The 20,432-nt window shown below is 70.4% G+C and carries 17 protein-coding genes and 1 pseudogene; 1 reads left to right on the top strand and 17 read right to left on the bottom strand.

Features of this window, described 5'->3' with window-relative positions:
• Positions 1–7 precede the first annotated feature (7 nt).
• The 17 genes and pseudogenes from E1262_RS28985 to E1262_RS28905 form a co-directional block, all read right to left on the bottom strand.
• Positions 8–1,048 (bottom strand): polyprenyl synthetase family protein, encoded by a 1,041-nt coding sequence (locus tag E1262_RS28985; RefSeq protein ID WP_132107815.1) that lies wholly within the window; start codon positions 1,046–1,048, stop codon positions 8–10.
• A gap of 5 nt (positions 1,049–1,053) precedes the next feature.
• Positions 1,054–2,580, bottom strand: coding sequence for an NADH-quinone oxidoreductase subunit NuoN (nuoN, locus tag E1262_RS28980; RefSeq protein WP_132107814.1), 1,527 nt, complete (start codon positions 2,578–2,580; stop codon positions 1,054–1,056).
• Complete coding sequence (locus E1262_RS28975; RefSeq protein ID WP_132107813.1) at positions 2,577–4,118, bottom strand: NADH-quinone oxidoreductase subunit M; 1,542 nt, start codon at positions 4,116–4,118, stop codon at positions 2,577–2,579. Before E1262_RS28975 ends, nuoN begins: the two co-directional genes overlap by 4 nt.
• Positions 4,115–5,968 (bottom strand): NADH-quinone oxidoreductase subunit L, encoded by a 1,854-nt coding sequence (nuoL, locus tag E1262_RS28970; RefSeq protein ID WP_420810574.1) that lies wholly within the window; start codon positions 5,966–5,968, stop codon positions 4,115–4,117. Before nuoL ends, E1262_RS28975 begins: the two co-directional genes overlap by 4 nt.
• A 121-nt stretch (positions 5,969–6,089) precedes the next feature.
• Positions 6,090–6,389 carry an NADH-quinone oxidoreductase subunit NuoK gene (gene nuoK, locus E1262_RS28965; RefSeq protein WP_132107812.1) on the bottom strand — a complete coding sequence of 100 codons (300 nt, stop codon included), beginning with the start codon at positions 6,387–6,389 and terminating at the stop codon, positions 6,090–6,092.
• Complete coding sequence (locus E1262_RS28960) at positions 6,386–7,249, bottom strand: NADH-quinone oxidoreductase subunit J (RefSeq protein WP_420810573.1); 864 nt, start codon at positions 7,247–7,249, stop codon at positions 6,386–6,388. Before E1262_RS28960 ends, nuoK begins: the two co-directional genes overlap by 4 nt.
• Before the next feature lie 29 nt (positions 7,250–7,278).
• Positions 7,279–7,761 (bottom strand): NADH-quinone oxidoreductase subunit NuoI, encoded by a 483-nt coding sequence (gene nuoI / locus E1262_RS28955; RefSeq protein WP_420810572.1) that lies wholly within the window; start codon positions 7,759–7,761, stop codon positions 7,279–7,281.
• Between the two features lie 43 nt (positions 7,762–7,804).
• Positions 7,805–9,112: an NADH-quinone oxidoreductase subunit NuoH gene (nuoH, locus tag E1262_RS28950; RefSeq protein WP_132107810.1), complete on the bottom strand. Its 1,308-nt coding sequence runs from the start codon at positions 9,110–9,112 to the stop codon at positions 7,805–7,807.
• Complete coding sequence (locus tag E1262_RS28945) at positions 9,109–11,565, bottom strand: NADH-quinone oxidoreductase subunit G (protein WP_132107809.1); 2,457 nt, start codon at positions 11,563–11,565, stop codon at positions 9,109–9,111. The genes nuoH and E1262_RS28945 overlap by 4 nt, the downstream gene beginning before the upstream one ends.
• Positions 11,565–12,878, bottom strand: coding sequence for an NADH-quinone oxidoreductase subunit NuoF (gene nuoF / locus E1262_RS28940; protein WP_132107808.1), 1,314 nt, complete (start codon positions 12,876–12,878; stop codon positions 11,565–11,567). The genes E1262_RS28945 and nuoF overlap by 1 nt, the downstream gene beginning before the upstream one ends.
• Positions 12,875–13,588: an NADH-quinone oxidoreductase subunit NuoE gene (gene nuoE, locus E1262_RS28935; RefSeq protein ID WP_132107807.1), complete on the bottom strand. Its 714-nt coding sequence runs from the start codon at positions 13,586–13,588 to the stop codon at positions 12,875–12,877. Before nuoE ends, nuoF begins: the two co-directional genes overlap by 4 nt.
• Positions 13,585–14,958, bottom strand: a complete 1,374-nt coding sequence (locus E1262_RS28930) for an NADH-quinone oxidoreductase subunit D (protein ID WP_132107806.1) — start codon at positions 14,956–14,958, stop codon at positions 13,585–13,587. The genes nuoE and E1262_RS28930 overlap by 4 nt, the downstream gene beginning before the upstream one ends.
• Positions 14,958–15,710 (bottom strand): annotated as a pseudogene (locus E1262_RS28925) (NADH-quinone oxidoreductase subunit C); the annotation flags it as partial. The pseudogene E1262_RS28925 and the gene E1262_RS28930, both read right to left, overlap by 1 nt.
• Positions 15,711–15,925: 215 nt before the next feature.
• Positions 15,926–16,480 carry a NuoB/complex I 20 kDa subunit family protein gene (locus E1262_RS28920; protein WP_132107805.1) on the bottom strand — a complete coding sequence of 185 codons (555 nt, stop codon included), beginning with the start codon at positions 16,478–16,480 and terminating at the stop codon, positions 15,926–15,928.
• A gap of 12 nt (positions 16,481–16,492) precedes the next feature.
• A complete protein-coding gene (locus E1262_RS28915; RefSeq protein WP_132107804.1) occupies positions 16,493–16,852 on the bottom strand; it encodes an NADH-quinone oxidoreductase subunit A in 360 nt (119 codons plus the stop codon).
• A gap of 52 nt (positions 16,853–16,904) precedes the next feature.
• The gene (locus E1262_RS28910; RefSeq protein WP_132107803.1) at positions 16,905–18,236 is read right to left on the bottom strand and encodes a geranylgeranyl reductase family protein; all 1,332 of its coding nucleotides are present in this window, start codon (positions 18,234–18,236) and stop codon (positions 16,905–16,907) included.
• Positions 18,237–18,438: 202 nt separating this feature from the next.
• Positions 18,439–19,131: a demethylmenaquinone methyltransferase gene (locus E1262_RS28905; RefSeq protein WP_132107802.1), complete on the bottom strand. Its 693-nt coding sequence runs from the start codon at positions 19,129–19,131 to the stop codon at positions 18,439–18,441.
• A 43-nt stretch (positions 19,132–19,174) separates the two neighbouring features.
• Between E1262_RS28905 and E1262_RS28900 the strand changes: the two genes are divergently transcribed.
• Positions 19,175–20,425 carry an isochorismate synthase gene (locus E1262_RS28900; RefSeq protein WP_132107801.1) on the top strand — a complete coding sequence of 417 codons (1,251 nt, stop codon included), beginning with the start codon at positions 19,175–19,177 and terminating at the stop codon, positions 20,423–20,425.
• Positions 20,426–20,432 lie beyond the last annotated feature (7 nt).

Genomic DNA, 20,432 nt, shown 5'->3' with positions numbered 1-20,432 from the left:
GGGTCGGTCAGGACATGCGGGTGACGACGCTGTCGCAGAGGGCGTGCAGGGCGGCGCGGGCCGGGAGGTCGGGCAGCGCGTCCAGTGTGGCGCGGGCGTCGTCGGCCCAGCGGCGGACGTCGGCGGAGGCCTCGGCCATGGCCGGGTGGGCGCGCAGCAGCTCCAGCGCCTCGGCGTGGTCGGCGTCATCGACCACGGGACCGGAGATCAGCGACAGCAGCCGCTCGTCGCCCGGGCGGGCGGCCCGGCGGGCGTACAGCACCGGCAGCGTGGCGACGCCCTCACGCAGGTCGGTGCCGGGGGTCTTGCCGGACAGCCGCTCGGAGCCGGCGATGTCGAGGAGGTCGTCGGCCAGCTGGAACGCCATGCCGATGCGCTCGCCGAACTGGCCGAGCACCTCGACCTGCGAGGCATCGACGCCGGCGTGCAGGGCGCCGAGCCGGGTGGACGCGGCGATCAGCGAGGCCGTCTTGTCGGAGAGGACGGAGAGGTAGTGCGCGACTGCGTCCTCGCCATCACGTGGGCCGAGGGTCTCGTGCAGCTGGCCGTGCACCAGGCGCTGGAAGGTCCGCGCCTGGATGCGCACCGACTCGGCACCGAGGTCGGCCAGCAGGTCCGACGCACAGGCGAACAGGAAGTCACCGGTGAGGATGGCGACGCTGTTGCCCCACCGCGCGTTGGCGCTGGGACCGCCCCGCCGCAGCTGCGCCTCGTCCATGACGTCGTCGTGGTAGAGCGTGCCGACGTGGGTGAGCTCGACGACGACGGCGGCCGGCACGACCTTCGGCGCGTCGATGTCGCCGAAGCCGGCCGCCAGCAGCGTGAGCATGGGCCGGAACCGCTTGCCGCCGGCCTGCGCCAGGTGCCGCGAGCTCTCGCTGAGTATGGCGTCGTCGGACTTGACGGCCGCCAGGAGCCGCGCCTCGACGTCGTCGAGGCAGGCGCTGATGGACGCCTCGAGTGCGCTGTCGACAGGCGGAATGCCCAGACCGCTGCTCAAACCCCGGCCCCTCCCTCGTAGCCGGGCGCGTTCACCCAGCAGGAGCATCCACTCTAACGAACGAATATGGACGCCTGCTGCGCCAGGTCCAGCAGCGGGCCGGGCACGATGCCCAGCAGCAGGGTCGCCGCGGCGCCCAGCGTGATGCCGACCGCCGTCCACAGGCTCGGCACCGCGACGGTCGGGCCCTCCGGCGCGGGGTCGCTGAAGAACATCAGCACGATGACCCGCACGTAGAAGAACGCCGCCACGGCGCTGGCGATGACGCCGACCACGACCAGCGGCGCGGCGCCGCCGTCGACGGCGGCCGTGAATACCGTCAGCTTGCCGACGAACCCGCTGGTGAGCGGGATGCCTGCGAACGCGAGCAGGAACAGCGCGAACGTCGCCGCCAGGATCGGCGAGCGCCGGCCCAGCCCGGCCCACTTGGCCAGGTGGGTGGCCTCGCCGCCGGAGTCGCGGACCAGAGTCACGACGGCGAACGCGCCGAGCGTCGCGATGCCGTACGTGGCCAGGTAGAACAGGATCGCCGCGGTGGCCGACGAGTCGGCGGCCACCATCGCGGTGAGCACGAACCCGGCGTGCGCGATCGACGAGTAGGCCAGCATCCGCTTGATGTCGGTCTGCGTCAGGGCGACGACGGCGCCGACGAGCATGGTGGCGATCGCGACGGCCCACAGCATCGGCTGCCAGTCGGTGCGCAGCCCGCCGAACGCGACGTAGAACAGCCGCACCATCGCGCCGAACGCCGCCAGCTTGGTGCACGCCGCCATGAACCCGGTGATGGGGGTCGGCGCACCCTGGTAGACGTCGGGCGTCCACGAGTGGAACGGCACCGCGCCGACCTTGAACAGCAGGCCCACCGCCATCAGCCCGACGCCGGCCAGCAGGACGCCGTCCTGCCCGATGTTCGCCGTCAGCGCCTCGGAGATCTCCCCGAACCGCAGCGTGCCGGCGTAGCCGTAGACGAACGCCATGCCGAACAGGAAGATCGCCGACGAGAAGGCGCCGAGCAGGAAGTACTTGAGTGCGGCCTCCTGCGAGAGCAGCCGGCGCCGGCGCGCCATGCCGCACAGCAGGTACAGCGGCAGCGACATGACCTCGAGCGCGATGAACAGCGTCAGCAGGTCGTTCGAGGCCGGGAACAGCATCATGCCGCCGACGGCGAACAGCACCAGCGGGTAGACCTCGGTCTGCAGCATCCGCTCGCGGACGAGGACCCGCTCCTCCTCGCTGCCCGGCAGCGACGAGGCGGCCGGGGCGAACGCGTCGCCACCGGCCTCCAGCCGCCGCTCGGCGAAGAACGCGACGCTGATGATCGCCAGCACCAGGATGGTGCCCTGCAGGAACAGCGCCGGTCCGTCGACGGCGACCGCGCCGACCGCCGCGACGATGCCGGTGCCGGCCAGCAGGATCACCTGGACCAGCGACGCCACCAGCGCCAGCAGCGTCAGCCCGACCTGGATCGGGTGCCGCAGCTTCCGCGGGACGAACGCCTCGATCAGGACGCCGATGACGGCGGCGCCGAAGATCGTGATGAGCGGCGCCAGCTCGGCGTACTCGATGGTCGGGGCGTTCACCGGCCAGTCCCTTCCTCGACGTGTTCAGCGACGGGAGCCAGCGGCTCGGGTTGTTCGACGCCGACCTCGACGAGCGTCGGCCCTACGGCCTCGTCGATGGCGTCGGTCAGCGGCTTCGGGAAGACCCCGACGACCAGCAGCAGCGCCAGCAGCGGAGCGACGACCGCGACCTCCCGGGTGCGCAGGTCGGGCATGCCCTCGACCGCCGGCCGCACCGGACCGGTCATGGTCCGCTGGTAGAGCCACAGGATGTACAGCGCGGACAGCACGATGCCGAGCGTCGCGATGATCGCGGCCGGCCGGTACCGCAGGAACGTCCCGGAGATGACCAGGAACTCCGACAGGAACGTCGACAGCGGCGGCAGCGCCAGCCCGGACAGGCCGGCGAACATGAACGCGCCGGCCAACTTCGGCGCCGGTTTCTGCACGCCGCCGAAGTCCTCGACCTGCCGCGAGCCGCGCCGGCTGACGAGGAACCCGACGACTACGAACAGCGCGATGGTCGACAGGCCGTGGTTCACCATGTAGAAGGTCGCGCCGGTGGCGGCCTCGCCGGTCAGCGCGAAGATGCCCAGCACGATGAAGCCGAAGTGCGAGATCGACGTGTAGCCGATCAGCCGCTTCATGTCGGTCTGGCCGACGGCCAGCAGCGCACCGTAGATGATGCTGACGACGGCCAGCACGACGATCACCGGCGCGGCGTCGCGTGACGCGTCCGGGAACAACGGCAGCACCAGCGCGATCATGCCGTAGGTGCCGACCTTGTCCGCGACGCCGGACAGGAACGCCGCGTTCGACGGCGTGGCCTCGGCCGCGGCGTCGGGCAGCCAGGTGTGGAACGGCCACAGCGGCGCCTTGATCGCGAACGCCAGCATGAAGCCGATGAACAGCCACCACTGGGTGGTGGTGTCGATGTCCAGCGCGACCAGGTCGGGCAGGAAGAAGGATGGATTGCCGGAGTTCACCGATTCCACGTACAGCCCGATGACAGCGGCCAGCATGGCCAGCCCGCCGACCAGGTTGTAGAGCAGGAACTTCACCGCGGCGTAGCGGCGCTGCGGGCCGCCGTACATGCCGATCATGAAGTACAGCGGGATCAGCATGGCCTCGAAGACGACGTAGAACAGCAGCACGTCCTGCGAGAGGAACGCCGTCAGCGTCAGCGCCTCGACCACCAGCAGCAGCGAGAAGAACGCCTTCGGGTCGCGCTTCTCGTCCTCGGCCTCGTGCCACATCGCCAGCGCGACGATCGGCGTCGCCAGCACGGTCAGCGCGACCAGCGCGAGGCTGATGCCGTGGACGTCCAGCGCCCACGAGGCCCCGAACTCGGCGATCCACTCGTAGGTCTCCGCCTCGACGCCCATGTCGACGTCGAACAGGTACTGGATGCTGATCAGCGCACCGATCACCAGCGTCAGCAGCGCGAAGCCCGTCGCGACCTGCTTGGCGAGCGTGCCCCGCCCGGACGGCACCAGGGCGGTCAGCACCGCCCCGAGCGCCGGCAGCGCGATGAGCGTGGTCAACCAGGGAAAGGTCACGGCAGCCTCACCAACAGCATGGCCAGCACGACGACGCCGACGCCGCCGAGCATCGTCACGGCATAGGAACGGACGAAACCGGTCTGCCAGCGCCGCAGCCGGGCCGACAGACCGCCGACGGCGGTGGCGGTGCCGACCACGGCTCCGTCGACGCCGCGGTTCTCGAGGTAGACCAGCGAGCGGGTCAGGTACTGGCCCGGCCGCATGAACACCGCCTCGTTGAACGCGTCGCCGTAGAGGTCGTTGCGGGCGGCGACGGTGAGCGGGTTGCCGGCCGGGACGTCCTCGCGGACCGCCCGGCGGCCGTACATGGCCCAGGCGATGGCGACCCCGACGACCACGGTGGCCAGCGTGATGGTGATCAGTAGCCACAGCGGCATCGGCAGCTCGTGGTGCGCCTCACCGGTGACCGGCGCCAGCCAGTCGACGATGTCCGCGCCTAGGTACAGCAGCCCGAAACCGCCGACGACCGACAGCACGGCCAGCACGATCAGCGGGACGGTCATGACCGGCGACGACTCGTGCGGCGGCTCGTTCTGATGCCACCGGCGGTTGCCGAAGAACGTCATGAACATGAGGCGGCTCATGTAGAACGCGGTGATGCCGGCACCCAGCAGCGTGGCCAGGCCGGTGATCCAGTTGTCCGCGAACGCCGCCTCGATGATGCGGTCCTTGGAGAAGTACCCGGCGAACGGCGGGATGCCGATGATGGCCAGGTAGCCCATCGCGAACGTGACGAACGTGACCGGCATCATGATCCGCAGCCCGCCGAAGCGGCGCATGTTGACCTCGTCGTGCATGCCGTGCATCACCGAGCCGGCGCCGAGGAACAGGTTGGCCTTGAAGAAGCCGTGCGTCAGCAGGTGGAAGATCGCGAACGCGTACCCGGCCGGGCCGAGGCCCGCCGCCAGCGTCATGTAGCCGATCTGGCTCATCGTCGAGCCGGCCAGCGCCTTCTTGATGTCGTCCTTGGCGCAACCGATGATCGCACCCATGAGCAGCGTGATCGCGCCCACGACGACGACCGCGGTGCGCGCGTCGGGAGCGAGGTCGTAGATGGCAGCGGACCGGACGATCAGGTAGACGCCGGCGGTCACCATGGTGGCCGCATGGATGAGCGCCGACACCGGGGTCGGGCCCTCCATCGCGTCCAGGAGCCAGGACTGCAGCGGGAACTGCGCCGACTTGCCGCAGGCGCCGAGCAACAGGAACACGCCGATGGCGGTGAGCCAGCCGGTCGACGCGCCCTCGGCCGACGCGAACACCGCGTCGAACGCCGTCGTGCCGAAGACCGTGATCATCGACGCCATCGCCAGGACCATGCCCATGTCGCCGACGCGGTTGACGACGAACGCCTTCTTCGCCGCGATGGCCGCCGACGGCTTGTGCTGCCAGAACCCGATCAGCAGGTATGACGCCAGGCCGACGCCCTCCCAGCCGATGAACAGGATGAGGTAGTCAGAGGCCAGCACCAGCAGCAGCATCGCCGCGACGAACAGGTTCAGGTAGCCGAAGAACCGGCGCCGCCGCTCGTCGTGCTCCATGTAGCCGATCGAGTAGACGTGGATCAGCGACCCGACGCCGGTGATCAGCAGCACGAATGACACGGACAGCTGGTCGAGCAGCAGGGTCACGTCGACGCTGTAGCCGCCGGCGTTGACGTACTCCCAGAGCTGGACGGTGAACGCGCGGCCGTCGGCCGGTTCGCCGAGCATGGCGAAGAACAGCACCGCGCCCATGAGGAACGACGCGATCGACGCCGCGCAGCCGATGAGGTGGCCGACCTTGTCGGTGCGCCGGCCACCGAGCAGCAGGATCGCGGCGCCCAGCACCGGGAACACGATGAGCAGCCAGGTGAGGTCGAAGACGCCGGTGGCCTCGGCGACCGCCTGGCCGCCGCCGTGGCCCCCCTCGGTGGCGACAGCAGTCGCCAGCGCGCTGAGTGTGGAAGTCACTGGTTCCTCACGCCCGTCAGAGCTTCAGCAGGCTGGCGTCGTCAACCGACGCGGACCTGCGAGTTCGGAAGATCGTCACGATGATCGCCAGCCCGACGACGACCTCGGCCGCCGCCACGACCATGACGAAGAACGCCACGATCTGGCCGTCGAGGTTGCCGTGCATCCGGGCGAAGGTGACGAACGCCAGGTTGGCCGCGTTGAGCATGAGCTCCACGGACATGAACGCCACCAGCGCGTTGCGCCGGACGAGCACGCCGGCCGCGCCGATCGAGAACAGGATGATCGACAACACCAGGTAGTTCGTCGGGTTCATGCCCGCTCACCTCCGGACGCGTCGTCGTCGGGGCCGATCTCGCCGGCCGGCTCGTCGGCCTCACCCTCCGCCGCCGCCTCGACGTCGGCAGGAGTCGGGTGGTGCCGGAACTCCTCGCTCGAGCGCGCCGCACCGCGTGCGACCAGCACCCGGTTGATCGACGCCTCGCTCGGCTTGCCGTCGGGCAGCAGCGCCGGGGTGTCGACGGCGTTGTGCCGCGCGTACACGCCCGGGACCGGGAGCCCGGCGGCCTCCCCGGGCGGGCCCTCGCTGAACCGCTTGATCGACAGTTCCTTCTGCGAGGACCGGCGCGAGAGCCGCTCGCGGTGCGTCAGCGTCATGGCGCCGACGGCGGCGGTGATCAACAGTACGGCCACCACCTCGAAGGCCCAGAAGTAGGTGCCGAAGATGAGGTCGGCGATGGCCGGCACGTTGCCGTCCGGCGCCGCCTGCGCGAGCCCGGCCGGTTCCTCCGGCAGCGTGGCCCGGAGGGTCACTGTGGCCAGCAGCAGCACGACGCCGGCGACGGCGAGCGCCGCCGCGACCCGCTGGCCGCGAATCGTCTCCACCCGGGAGTCGGAGGAGTCGACGCCGACCAGCATGATCACGAAGAGGAACAGCATCATGATCGCGCCGGTGTAGACGACGATCTGCACGACGCCGAGGAACGGCGCCTCCTGGGCGATGTAGAACAGCGCCAGCGAGATCATCGTGACGGCCAGACTCAGCGCGCCGTGGACGGCCTTGCGCGAGAACACCAGGCCCAGCGCGCCGAGCACCGCGAGCGGCGCCATGATCCAGAACAACGCCGTCTCGCCGCCGGAGCCACCCGACCCGGAGCCGGTGGTCTCGGCGGCCAGCGTCGCCCACGCGGTCACGGACTGCGTGATCACCGCGACGCCCCCTCTCCGCCGGTGCGGCCCAGCCCCGCGCCGAGGTAGTAGTCGCGCTCGTCGTCGCCGAGCCGCATCGGGTGCGGCGGCTCCTCCATGCCGGGCAGCAGCGGCGCGAGCAAGTCCTTCTTCTCGTAGATGAGGCTCTCGCGCGTGTGGTCGGCCAGCTCGTACTCGTTGGTCATCGTGAGCGCGCGGGTCGGACACGCCTCGATGCACAGGCCGCAGAGGATGCAGCGCAGGTAGTTGATCTGGTAGACGCGGCCGTACCGCTCGCCCGGCGAGTAGCGCTCCTCGTCGGTGTTGGAGGCACCCTCGACGTAGATGGCGTCGGCCGGACACGCCCACGCGCACAGCTCGCACCCGACGCACTTCTCCAGGCCGTCGGGGTGCCGGTTGAGCTGGTGCCGACCGTGGAAGCGCGGCGCCACCGGATGCGGCTGCTCCGGGTACTGCTCGGTGACCGGCTTGCGGAACATGGTCCGGAACGTGACTCCGAACCCCGCCACCGGGTCGAGGAACTTAGGCACGACTGCTCTCCTCGGTACGGTCGTCAGTCTTGGTGGTGGCCGCGGGGATGCGTGCCGCCACGAACTCCTGGCCCGGCAGCGGCGGCACCGGATGGCCGCCGGCGAACGCGTCGAACTCCGGCTCCTCGGCCGGCTCCGGCTCGGCCGGTGTCTTCTTCTCCGGGATCAGCAGGCTGCCGATCAGCAGCACCGCGACCACGATGCCGCCGTACAGGAGGATCTGGTTGCGCTCGATGCCCTCGTTGAACGCCAGCCGCATGCCGGCCACCAGGACGATCCAGACCAGCGAGATCGGCAGCAGCCACTTCCAGCAGAAGTGCATGAACTGGTCGTAGCGCAGCCGGGGCAGCGTGCCGCGCAGCCAGACGAAGACGAAGATCAGCAGGATCACCTTGGCGAAGAACCACAGCAGCGGCCACCAGCCGGTGTTGAACATGCCGTCGTTGACGGCCGAGAGGGGCCAGGGCGCCCGCCATCCGCCCAGGAACAGCGTGGTGGCGATGGCCGAGACGTTGACCATGTTGATGTACTCGGCGAGGAAGAACATCGCGTACTTGATCGACGAGTACTCGGTGCCCCAGCCGGCCACCAGCTCGCCCTCGGCCTCGGGCAGGTCGAACGGCGCCCGGTTCGTCTCGCCGACCATCGAGATGAGGTAGATGAGGAAGGACGGCAGCAGGATGATGCCGTACCAGAGCCGTTCCTGCTCCGCGACGATGCCCGACGTCGACATGGTGCCGGCGAACAGGAAGACGCCGACGAACGACAGCCCCATGATCAGCTCGTACGAGATGACCTGCGCGGTCGAGCGCAGGCCGCCGAGCAGTGGGTAGGTGGAGCCGCTGGACCAGCCGGCCATCATCAGCCCGTAGACGCCGACCGACGCGATGGCCAGCGTGAACAGCACGGCCACGGGCGTGTCGGTCAGCTGCAGCCGGGTTTCGTGACCGAAGATCGAGACCTCGGGACCCAGCGGGATGACCGAGAGGATGAGGAACGACGGGATCACCGCGACGAGCGGCGCGGCGATGTAGACGATCTTGTCGGCTGCCTTCGGGATGATGTCCTCTTTGAACATCAGCTTCACGCCGTCGGCGAGGCTCTGCAGGCTGCCGAACGGCCCGGTGCGGTTCGGGCCGAGGCGGTGCTGCATGCGCGCCACGACCTTGCGCTCGAAGACGATGTTGAACAGCGTCAGGACGACGCACAGCACGAAGATCGCCAGGCACTTGATGGCGATGATCCACCAGGGGTCGTTGCCGAACCCGGCGATCTCGTCGTAGTTCTGCGTCGCGATCATGAGTGGGCGCCTCCACCTGCGAGCTTGACCACGGAACCTGCGGCGGCACCCAGCGTCTGGTGCAGCGTCGAGCCGTTCGAGTTCTCCGGCAGCCAGACCACGCGATCGGGCATCTCCGTCACGCGCACCGGGACGGTGACCGAGCCGGTCCCCGTCCGGACGGTGAGCCACTCACCGTCTGCGACGCCCACCTCGGCAGCGGTGCCGGCGGAGATGCGCGCCTCAGCGCTCTTCGCCGTCGCCGCCAGGTGCGGTTCGCCGTCCTGCAGCCGGCCGCCGTCGAGCATGAGCTTCCAGGTGGCCAGCACCGCCTCGCGCTCACCGGGCCGTGGCGGGCCGGCGGGCGGGGTGTCGGTGGACTCCGGCCGGGCGCCGTCCCAGACGCCCAGCTCGGCGATCTCGGCGCGGACGTCGTCGACGTCGCGCAGGCCGAGGTGGATGCCCAGCTCACCGGCGACGGCGTCGAGCACGGCGGCGTCGCTGAGCGACGGCGTGTGCGCGAGCACCGCGGGGAACGGCCGGGCCCGGCCTTCCCAGTTGACGAACGTGCCGGCCTTCTCGACCGGCGGCGCCACCGGCAGCACGATGTCGGCGAGCTCGGTGACCTCGCTGCGCCGCACCTCGAGGCTGACGACGAAGCCGGCGGCCTCGAGCGCGCGCTTCGCTGCGGCCGGGTCGGGCAGGTCGGCCAGCTCGACGCCGGCCACCAGCGCACCGGCCAGCACGCCGCTGGTCAGCGCGGACAGGATGCCGGTGGTGTCGCGGCCGGGCAGCGACGGCAGCGACTCGACGGACCAGGCGGCGGCGACGTCGACCCGGGCCTCCGGGTCGGCCACCGGACGCCCGCCGGGCAGCAGCGTCGGCAGCGCGCCGGCCTCGAGCGCACCGCGCTCTCCGGCCCGCCGCGGCACCCAGGCCAGCCGGGCGCCGGTGACGGTGGCGACGCGGGCGGCCGCGGAGAGCGCGCCCGGGATCGTCGCCAGCCGCGAGCCGACCAGGATGACCGCGCCCTTCTCGCGCAGCGCCTCGGCCAGGTAGGTGACGCGGTCGTCGCCGAGCGTGATGGCGTTGAGGATCTCGGGCTCGGTGCCGGGCGCGGCCGGCAGCAGGGTGCCGCCGGTCTTCGTCAGGCCGCGGGTGGCGTACGGCGCGATGGCGTGCACCTGCGTGCCGTTCTTCCGGTTGGCCTTGCGCAGCCGCAGGAACAGCGCGCCCGCCTCCTCCTCGGGCTCGAGCCCGACCAGCAACACCGCCGGTGCCTTCTCGACGTCGGTGAACGTGACTCCCAGGCCGGAGCCGGCCACCGACGCCAGGAACCCGGCCTCCTCGGCCGAGTGCGGGCGCGCGCGGAAGTCGACGTCATTGGTGTCGAGAACGACCCGGGTGAACTTCGCGTACGCGTAGGCGTCCTCGAGCGTCAGCCGGCCGCCGGTCAGGACGCCGACGCCGCCGGCGTCGCGCGATCGGGCCAGGCCCTGCGACGCCAGCGTCAGCGCCTCGGGCCACGACGCCGGGACCAGCTCGCCGGTCTCCTCGTCGCGGACCAGGGGGTGCGTGAGGCGGTCGTCGAGCGTCGGCCAGCGGAACGCGAAGCGGTCCTTGTCGGTGATCCACTCCTCGTTGACCTCGGGGTCGTCGCCGGCCAGCCGGCGCATGACCGTGTCGCGGCGGTAGTCGACCCGGATCGCGCTGCCGCAAGCGTCGTGCTCGGCGACCGACGGGACCGACACCAGGTCGAACGGACGCGACCGGAACCGGTACGCCGCGCTGGTCAGCGCGCCGACAGGGCAGATCTGGATGGTGTTGCCGGAGAAGTAGCTCTCGAACGGCTCCTTTTCGTAGATGCCCACCTGCTGCAGCGAGCCGCGCTCGAGCAGCTCGATGAACGGGTCGCCGGCGATCTCCTTGGAGAACCGGGTGCACCGGGCGCACAGGACGCACCGCTCGCGGTCGAGCAGCACCTGGGCGGAGATGTTGATCGGCTTCGGGAACGTGCGCTTCTTGCCCTCGTAGCGGGAGTCGCCGCGGCCGTTGCTCATCGCCTGGTTCTGCAGCGGGCACTCGCCGCCCTTGTCGCAGACGGGGCAGTCGAGCGGGTGGTTGATCAGCAGGAACTCCATGATCCCCTGCTGCGCCTTGTCGGCGACCGGCGAGGAGAACTGGGTCTTGATCACCATCCCCGGCGCGACGGTGAGCGTGCAGGACGCCTGCGGCTTGGGCATGCCGCGGCCGTTGCCCATGTCGGGCACCTCGACCATGCACTGGCGGCAGGCGCCGACGGGCTCGAGCAGCGGGTGGTCGCAGAACCGCGGGATCTGGATGCCGATCAGCTCGGCAGCGCGGATGACCAGCGTGCCCTCGGGCACGCTCACCTCGAAGCCGTCGATGGTGACCGTCACCAGGTTCGGCTGCGGCTCCACGGCGTCGGACGTGGAGTTGGTCGTCACGGTCATCAGGCCTTGGCCCCCAGTTCCTGCGCGAACAGCGTCGAGGCGGCCGGGTCGAACGGGCAGCCGCCGTGCTCGAAGTGCGCGATGTACTCGTCGCGGAAGTACTGGATGGACGAGACCACCGGTGCCACCCCGCCGTCGGCGAGCGCACAGAACGAGCGGCCAGCGATGTTATCGCTCATGTCCAGCAGCTTGTCCAGGTCGGCCTCGGTGCCCTCGCCCTTCTCGAGGCGCTCGAGGATCTGCACCATCCACCAGAAGCCCTCGCGGCAGGGCGTGCACTTGCCGCAGGACTCGTGCTTGTAGAACTCGATCCACCGGGCGGTCGCGCGGACCACGCAGGTGGTGTCGTCGAAGATCTGCAGCGCCCGGGTGCCCAGCATCGAGCCGGCGCCGGCCATGCCCTCGAAGTCCAGCGGGACGTCCATGTGTTCGGCCGTGAGCATCGGCGTCGACGAGCCGCCCGGCGTCCAGAACTTCAGCTCGTGCCCGTTGCGGATGCCGCCGGCGAGATCGAGCAGCTCGCGCAGGGTGATGCCCAGCGGCGCCTCGTACTGGCCGGGCTTCGTGACGTGGCCGGACAGCGAGAAGATGCCGTAGCCGGGCGACTTCTCGTTGCCCATACTGCGGAACCACTCCGCGCCACCGGACACGATGGACGGCACCGAGGCGATGGTCTCGACGTTGTTGATGACGGTGGGTGACGCGTACAGGCCGGCCACCGCCGGGAACGGCGGCTTGAGCCGGGGCTGGCCGCGGCGGCCCTCCAGCGAGTCGAGCAGCGCGGTCTCCTCGCCGCAGATGTACGCGCCGGCGCCGGCGTGCACCACGACGTCGAGGTCGAACCCGGAGCCGAGGATGTCCTGGCCCAGGTAGCCGGACTCGTACGCCTCGGCGACGGCGTTCATCACCCGGCGGAAGACGTGCAGCACCTCGCCGCGCACGTAGATGAACGCGTGCTTGGCGCCGATGGCGTAGGACGTGATGATGACGCCCTCGACCAGCACATGCGGGTCGGCCATCATCAGCGGGATGTCCTTGCAGGTGCCCGGCTCGGACTCGTCGGCGTTCACCACCAGGTAGGTCGGCTTGGCCGAGTCCTTCGGGATGAAGCTCCACTTCATCCCCGTCGGGAAGCCGGCGCCGCCGCGGCCGCGCAGTCCGGAGTCCTTCACCATCTCGACGATGTCCTCGGGCTTGCGTTGCAGCGCGCGGCGCAGCGCCTTGTAGCCGTCGGCCTTCTCGTAGTTGCGCAGGGTGAAGGAGTCGGCCTGGTCCCAGCGGGCGGTGAGGACCGGGGTCAGGGTGACGGTCACTTGGTGCTACCTCCCAGCTCGCGCTGCCCGCCCTCGGGCGCCGTCCAGCCGTTCTCGTGCGCCAGCTCCAGGCCCACGACCGAGGCCGGGCCGGCGGCGACGCCCTCGGTGGCGCGGCCGTCGGGGAACCCGGCCAGCACCCGCTCGGCCTGCTTCCAGGTACAGACGCGGGGGCCGCGGGTGGAGGCGACCTCCTCGCCGGCGCGCAGCCGGTCGACCAGCTCGCGCGCCGATTCCGGCGTCTGGTTGTCCATGAACTCCCAGTTCACGACCATGACCGGTGCGTAGTCGCAGGCGGCGTTGCACTCCACCCGCTCCAGCGAGATCTTGCCGTCCTCGGTGGTCTCGTCGTGGCCGACGCCGAGGTACTCGGACAGGTCGTCCCAGATGGCGTCGCCACCCATGACCGCGCACAGCGTGTTGGTGCACACGCCGACGTGGTACTCGCCGACCGGGCGGCGCTTGTACATCGTGTAGAACGTCGCGACCGCGGCCACCTCGGCCTCGGTGATGCCGAGCACCTCGGCGCACAGCTCGATGCCCTCGGGCGTGACGTACCCCTGGTGCGACTGCACGAGGTGCAGCATCGGCAGCAGCGCCGACCGCGGCTCCGGGTAGCGGGCGATGATCTCCGCCATCTCCGCGCGGACGGTGTCGTCGAGCGGGCTGGTCGCAGCCTGGTCGGGCTGCACGTCGTTCAGGTCGGTCATCGGTCACATCCACCCATCACCGGATCGAGGCTCGCGACGGACACGATGACGTCGGCCACCATGGAACCCTCGCACATCGCCGCTACGGCCTGCAGGTTGTTGAAGGACGGGTCGCGGAAGTGCACCCGCCACGGCCGGGTGCCGCCGTCGGACACCACGTGCGCGCCGAGCTCCCCACGCGGCGACTCGACCGGCACGTACACCTCGCCGGCCGGCACTCGGAAGCCCTCGGTGACCAGCTTGAAGTGGTGGATCAACGCCTCCATCGACTCACCCATGATGTGCCGGATGTGGTCGAGGGAGTTGCCCATGCCGTCGCTGCCGATGGCCAGCTGGGCCGGCCAGGCGATCTTCTTGTCGCCGACCATGACCGGGCCCGGCTCCAGCCGGTCCAGGCACTGCTCGACGATCTTCAGCGACTGCTTCATCTCCTCGATGCGGATGCGGAACCGCCCGTAGGAGTCGGCGGTGTCCCAGGTCGGCACCTCGAAGTCGTAGGTCTCGTAGCCGCAGTACGGCTGCGACTTGCGCAGGTCCCACGGCAGGCCGGTGGAGCGCAGCACCGGGCCGGTGATGCCCAGCGCCATACAGCCGGCGAGGTCGAGGTACCCGACGCCGACGGTGCGGCCCTTGAAGATCGGGTTCTCGTTCGCGAACTCCTCGTAGGACCCGATGTGATCCCACATCCAGCGCAGGTACCCACGGACGCTCTCGACCGCGCCGGGCGGGAGGTCCTGCGCGACGCCGCCGGGACGGATGTACGCGCTGTTCATCCGCAGTCCGGTGATCAGCTCGAACAGGTCGAGGGTGCGCTCGCGCTCGCGGAACCCGTTGGTCATCATGGTGAGCGCGCCCATCTCCATGCCGCCGGTCGCGATGCAGACCAGGTGCGAGGAGATGCGGTTGAGCTCCATCATCATGACCCGGATGACGTTGGCGCGTTCCGGGATGTCGTCGGTGATGCCGAGCAGCTTCTCGACACCCAGCACGTACGCGGCCTCGTTGAAGAACGGGGACAGGTAGTCCATGCGGGTCACGAACGTGACCCCCTGGGTCCACGTCCGGTACTCCATGTTCTTCTCGATGCCGGTGTGCAGGTAGCCGATGCCGCACCGGGCCTCGGTGACGGTCTCGCCGTCGAGCTCGAGGATGAGCCGGAGCACGCCGTGGGTCGACGGGTGCTGCGGGCCCATGTTGACGACGATGCGCTCCTCGCCCGCCGCGGCCGCGCCGATCACGTCGTCCCAGTCCTGGCCGGTGACGGTGTAGACCGGGCCTTCGGTGGTCTCGCGGACGCCCGCGTACGGGTCGTCGGGTTCGTTGGCGGTTTCGATGTTCAGCGTGAAGGTGTCCGCTCGATCTTCGCTCATCAGTTGTACGCCCTCCGCTCGTCGGGCGGCGCGATGGTCGCGCCCTTGTACTCCACGGGGATGCCTCCGAGCGGGTAGTCCTTGCGCTGCGGGTGCCCCGGCCAGTCGTCCGGCATCTGGATGCGGGTCAGTGCCGGGTGGCCGTCGAAGAGGATCCCGAAGAAGTCGTACGTCTCGCGCTCGTGCCAGTTGGCCGACGGGTACGTGTGCACGATCGACGGGATGTGCGGGTCGGTCTCGGGGCAGGTGACCTCGAGGTTGACCCGGCGGTTGTGGGTGATCGAGAGCAGCTGGACGACGGCGTGCAGCTCGCGGCCGATCTCCTCCGGATAGTGCACGCCGTTGACGCCCATGCACATCTCGAACCGCAGCTGGGGGTCGTCGCGGAAGATCCGGGCCACCTCGGCCAGCTTCTCGCGCTTCACGAAGAACGTGACCTGGCCGCGGTCGACCAGCACCTTCTCGAACACGTCGGTGTCGGTGCTGCCGGCCTCCTGCAGGGCGGCGCTGACGTCGTCGCCGAGCTTCTCCAGCTCCTCCGGCCACGGCCGCGGGGTGGAGCCGCCGCGGACCGGGTTGGCGTCGCGGACCACCAGCCGGCCGTAGCCGGAGGTGTCGCCGCTGCCGCCGTAGGCGCCGAACATGCCGCGCCGCGACGGGTGCTCCGGCGGCAGCGCCGGCCCCTCGGGCTCCGCGGGAAGGGACTCCTCCTCGGCCTCGTCCTTCGCCTCGTCCTCGGTCTGCGCCTGCTCACCGGGCCGGGCGTCGCCGCCGGTGGTGACCTCTTCCTTCGACGGCTGGTCCGGGCCGCCGCCGGGCTCGCCGGCCTTGCCCGGCTGGTCGACCGGGCTGGACTCCGAGCGGGTGCGGGCGGCCTCGTCGACGTCGTCGGGGTGCTGCGTTCCGCCGGTCATGCCCTGCGCGTTCTCCGCGCTGTCGGCGGCCTCGGTCCGCTTCTCGTCGTCGCTCACCGGAGCAGGCCCTTCATCTCGTGCGTGGCCGGCACGACCAGAGCCCGCTCCTCGGCCTCGGCGTCGGCCGCGACCTTGTGCGTGCCCAGCTTGGTCTGCTGGATCTGGTCGTGCAGCTTGAGGATGGCGTCGATCAGCATCTCCGGCCGCGGCGGGCAGCCGGGCAGATAGACGTCGACGGGCACGACGTGGTCGACGCCCTGGACGATGGCGTAGTTGTTGAACATGCCGCCGGACGAGGCACAGACGCCCATCGACAGCACCCACTTCGGATTGGCCATCTGGTCGTAGATCTGCCGCAGCACCGGGGCCATCTTCTGGCTCACCCGGCCGGCGACGATCATCAGGTCGGCCTGCCGCGGCGAGGCGCGGAAGACCTCCATGCCGAACCGGGCGGAGTCGTGGCGGGGACCGCCGAAGGCCATCATCTCGATGGCGCAGCAGGCCAGGCCGAACGTCGCCGGCCAGACCGAACCCTTGCGCATATAGCCCAGCAGGCCCTCGACCGTGCTCAGCAGCACGCCGGACGGAAGCTTCTCTTCAACACCCATGATTCGCCTCTGCTAGTCCCAGTCGAGCCCGCCGCGCCGCCACTCGTAGATGAACGGCACGGTGATCAGGAAGATGAACATCACCATCGTGACGAAGCCGAAGACCCCGAGGTGGTCGAAGCGGACCGCCCACGGGTACAGGAAGATGATCTCGATGTCGAAGATGATGAACGTCATCGCGGTGAGGTAGTACTTCACCGGGAACCGGCCGCCGCCCACGGGCTGCGGGGTCGGTTCGATGCCGCACTCGTAGGAGTCCAGGCGGGCGCGGTTGAACCGCTTCGGGCCGGCGAGGGCTGAGAAGGCCACCGAGCCGACCGCGAACACCGCGGCGATCGCGATGAGACCGAGGATCGGTGCGTACGAGTTCACGCCGGGCCACTCCTCTGCACTGAGTTCAGCAAGACGTCCTGCATGGTGCTCCTCACGCCGCGGGGGCGAGTCGGGTCATCGCGTTGATGACGCGGTCGTACACGTCACCGTCGCGGTGGTCGGTCAGGTTGGCCAGCAGCTTCAGCGTGAACTTCATCAGCCAGGGCCGCGGGAGGCCGTGGTTCCGGGCGATTCTCATGATCCGTGGGTCACCGATCAATCTGACGAAGATGCGGCCGAGCGTGAAGTAGCCACCGTGTTCGTGCTTCAGCGCCGCAGGATAGCCCTGCAGCACCCGCTCCCGCCCGGCGGCGTCCCGCGAGAGCGCGTCGGCGACGACGGTGGCCGCCAGACCGGCCGCCTCCATCGCGTAGTCGATGCCTTCACCGTTGAAGGGATTGACCATGCCGCCGGCGTCGCCGACCAGGAGCAGCCCACGACTGTAGTGGGGCTGGCGGTTGAATCCCATCGGCAACGCCGCGCTGCGGATGTCACCGACCTGGTTCTCCTCGGTGAAGCCCCATTCCGGCGGCGTCTGCGCGGCCCAGCGGCGCAGCATGTCCTTGTAGTCGACCCGGCCGAACGCCTTCGAGGTGTTCGTGATGCCGAGGCCGACGTTGCTGGTGCCATTGCCGGTGCCGAAGATCCAGCCGTAGCCGGGTAGAAGGATTTTGCCGCCGCGGCCGTCCTCAGCGTCGGCCCACAGCTCCAGCCACGACTCCATCCAGTCGTCGTCGTGCCGCGGCGTCTTGTAGTACGTGCGGACGGCGACGGCCATCGGGCGGTCGTCGCGCTTGTGGATGCCCATGGCGGTCGACAGCCGCGACGACGTGCCGTCGGCCGCGATCACCAGCGGCGCGCGGTAGGTGACGGCCTCGCCGGCGGCCCGGCCGCGCTCGTCCAGCGGCTTCGCGGTGACGCCGACGATGCGGCCGGTGCGCTCGTCCAGCACCGGCGCCGTGACGTTGGTGCGCTCGTGCAGCCGGGCGCCGGCGGCCGCGGCGTGCCGGGCGAGCAGCTCGTCGAAGTCGGTGCGGGTACGGACCAGGCCGTGGTTCGGGTAGCTGGCCAGGTCCGGCCACGGCAGGTGCAGCCGCATGCCGCCGCCGATGATGCGCAGTCCCTTGTTACGAATCCAGCCGGGCGCGCTGGTGTCGACGCCCATGCGGACCAGTTGCCGGACGGCCCTCGGCGTCAGGCCGTCGCCGCAGACCTTGTCGCGCGGGAACGACGCCTTCTCGAGGAGCAGCACGTCCAGCCCGGACCGGGCCAGGTAGTACGCGGTCGTGGAGCCGGCCGGCCCGGCGCCGACGACGATGACGTCGGCCTCGCCGGCGGTGCGGGTCGGGGCGCTCGGTCGCGTGCGACCAGTGCGCTGGCTCATCGACGGATCCTCGGGATGCGTGTCACTGTTCGGTTCGTTGCGGCACGCTCGTGAATCCGTTCACGAGCGCACACTCGATCCCAAGTGTAGGGGTTCCCTGTCGCGTCACTCACCCCGGGTCACCCCCTCTGACCTGCGGATTTACGCATCAACATCGTTGCGTAATTCACGCCGGCCGACGGGCGCCTCGCCGTCAGGGGCGTCAGGGTTTCACGGCATGATGCAGCGCGACGATGCCGCCGCTGAGGTTGCGCCAGCGGACGTCGGACCAGCCGGCCTCGCGCAGCCACGCGGCCAGTCCGGGCTGGTCGGGCCAGGCGCGGATGGACTCGGCCAGGTACACGTAGGCGTCGGGGCTGCTGGACACCCGGCGGGCGACCGGCGGCAGCGCCCGCATGAGGTACTCGACGTAGACCTTGCGGAACGGCGCGAACGTCGGGTGGCTGAACTCGCACACCACGAGCCGGCCGCCGGGCCGGGTCACGCGGAGCAGCTCGCGCAGCCCGGCGATCGGGTCGTGCACGTTGCGCAGGCCGAACGAGATGGTAACCGCGTCGAAGGCGGCGTCGGCGAACGGCAGCCGGGTGGCGTCGCCGGCCACGAACGGCAGGTCGGCGTGCGTCCGCCGTCCGGTCCGGAGCATGCCGAGGGAGAAGTCGCACGGCACGACGAACGCGCCGCGGGCCCGGAACGGCTCGCTGGAGGTACCGGTGCCGGCGGCGAGATCGAGCACGCGCTCCCCCGGCGCGACCCCGACCGCCGCGACGACGGCCCGCCGCCAGGCGCGGTCCTGGCCGAGCGAGAGCACGTCGTTGGTGAGGTCGTACTTCTCGGCGACGTCGTCGAACATCGCCGCCACCTCGTGCGGCTGCTTCTCCAAGGAGGCCCTGGTCACGTCCGCCACTCTAACCGTGCTGCCGTGCACGGCCGTACTCTTGATGGTCGTGACGACGCTGCCCGCATCCGCGCCGATGGTCGTGCGCACCACGGAGGTCCCCGACCCGGGACCGCTTCTGGAGCTGCTGCCCGAGGACTTCCCGATGGCCTGGGTCCGGCAGGGCGAGGGCGTCGTCGGGTGGGGGCAGGCGGCCCGGTTCGACACCATCGGCGCCAACCGGTTCGTCGCCGCCGATCGGTGGTGGCGGCGCATGGTCGGCACCGCCGTCGTGCGCGACGAAGTGCGGCTGCCCGGCAGCGGCCCGGTCGCATTCGGCTCGTTCGCCTTCGACGACGTCCCGGGCTCGTCGTCGCTGGTGCTCCCGGACACCGTTGTCGGGCACCGGTCCGGACGCTGGTGGGTGACGACCATCGACGTCACCGGCAACCTGCCCGGCGGCGCGGCGCTGCCCGACGTGTCGCGGGCGCGGCGCCCGGCCGCCGTCGCGTACGCCGACGGCGCGCACAGCGGCACCGAGTGGGAGGCGATCGTCGCCGAGGCGGTCCGCCGCATCACCGCCGGCGAGCTGGAGAAGGTGGTGCTGGCCCGCGATCTCATCGCCGAGAGCCCGGAGCCGATCGACCTGCGCTGGCCACTGCAGCGACTGTCCGACGGCTACCCGCACTGCTGGACGTTCAGCGTCGACGGCATGATCGGCGCGACGCCTGAGCTGCTGGTCCGGCGCGAGCGCGGCCTCGTCACGTCCCGCGTCCTCGCCGGCACGATCCGCCGCACCGGCGACGACGAGCACGACCTCGCGCTGGCGGCGTCGCTTGCGCGGTCCAGCAAGGACCTCGAAGAGCACGAGTACGCCGTCCGCTCCGTCGCCGACGCGCTGGCGCCGTTCTGCTCCAGCATGAACGTGCCGGAGTCGCCGTTCGTGCTGCACCTGCCCAACGTCATGCACCTGGCCACAGACCTCGCCGGTGTCACCGATTCGGACGCCTCGTCGCTGGCGCTGGCCGCCGCGCTGCACCCGTCGGCGGCGGTCGGCGGCACCCCGACGGCCGTGGCGCTCGACGTCATCCGCGAGATCGAGGGCCTCGACCGCGCCCGCTACGCCGGCCCTGTCGGCTGGATGGACGGCCGCGGCGACGGCGAATGGGGCATTGCGCTGCGCTCGGCCGAGGTGTCCGGCTCCCGGCTGCGGCTGTTCGCCGGCTGTGGCATCGTCGCCGGCTCCGACCCCGCCGCGGAGCTGGCCGAGAGCGTCGCCAAGCTGGTCCCCATGCGTGACGCCCTCTCCTCCTGACCCACCC

The sequence above is a fragment of the Jiangella aurantiaca genome (assembly GCF_004349105.1).
GTDB lineage: Bacteria > Actinomycetota > Actinomycetes > Jiangellales > Jiangellaceae > Jiangella > Jiangella aurantiaca.
Note: the sequence above shows the minus strand (reverse complement) of the source record. Positions and strands in the feature narration are given on the sequence as shown.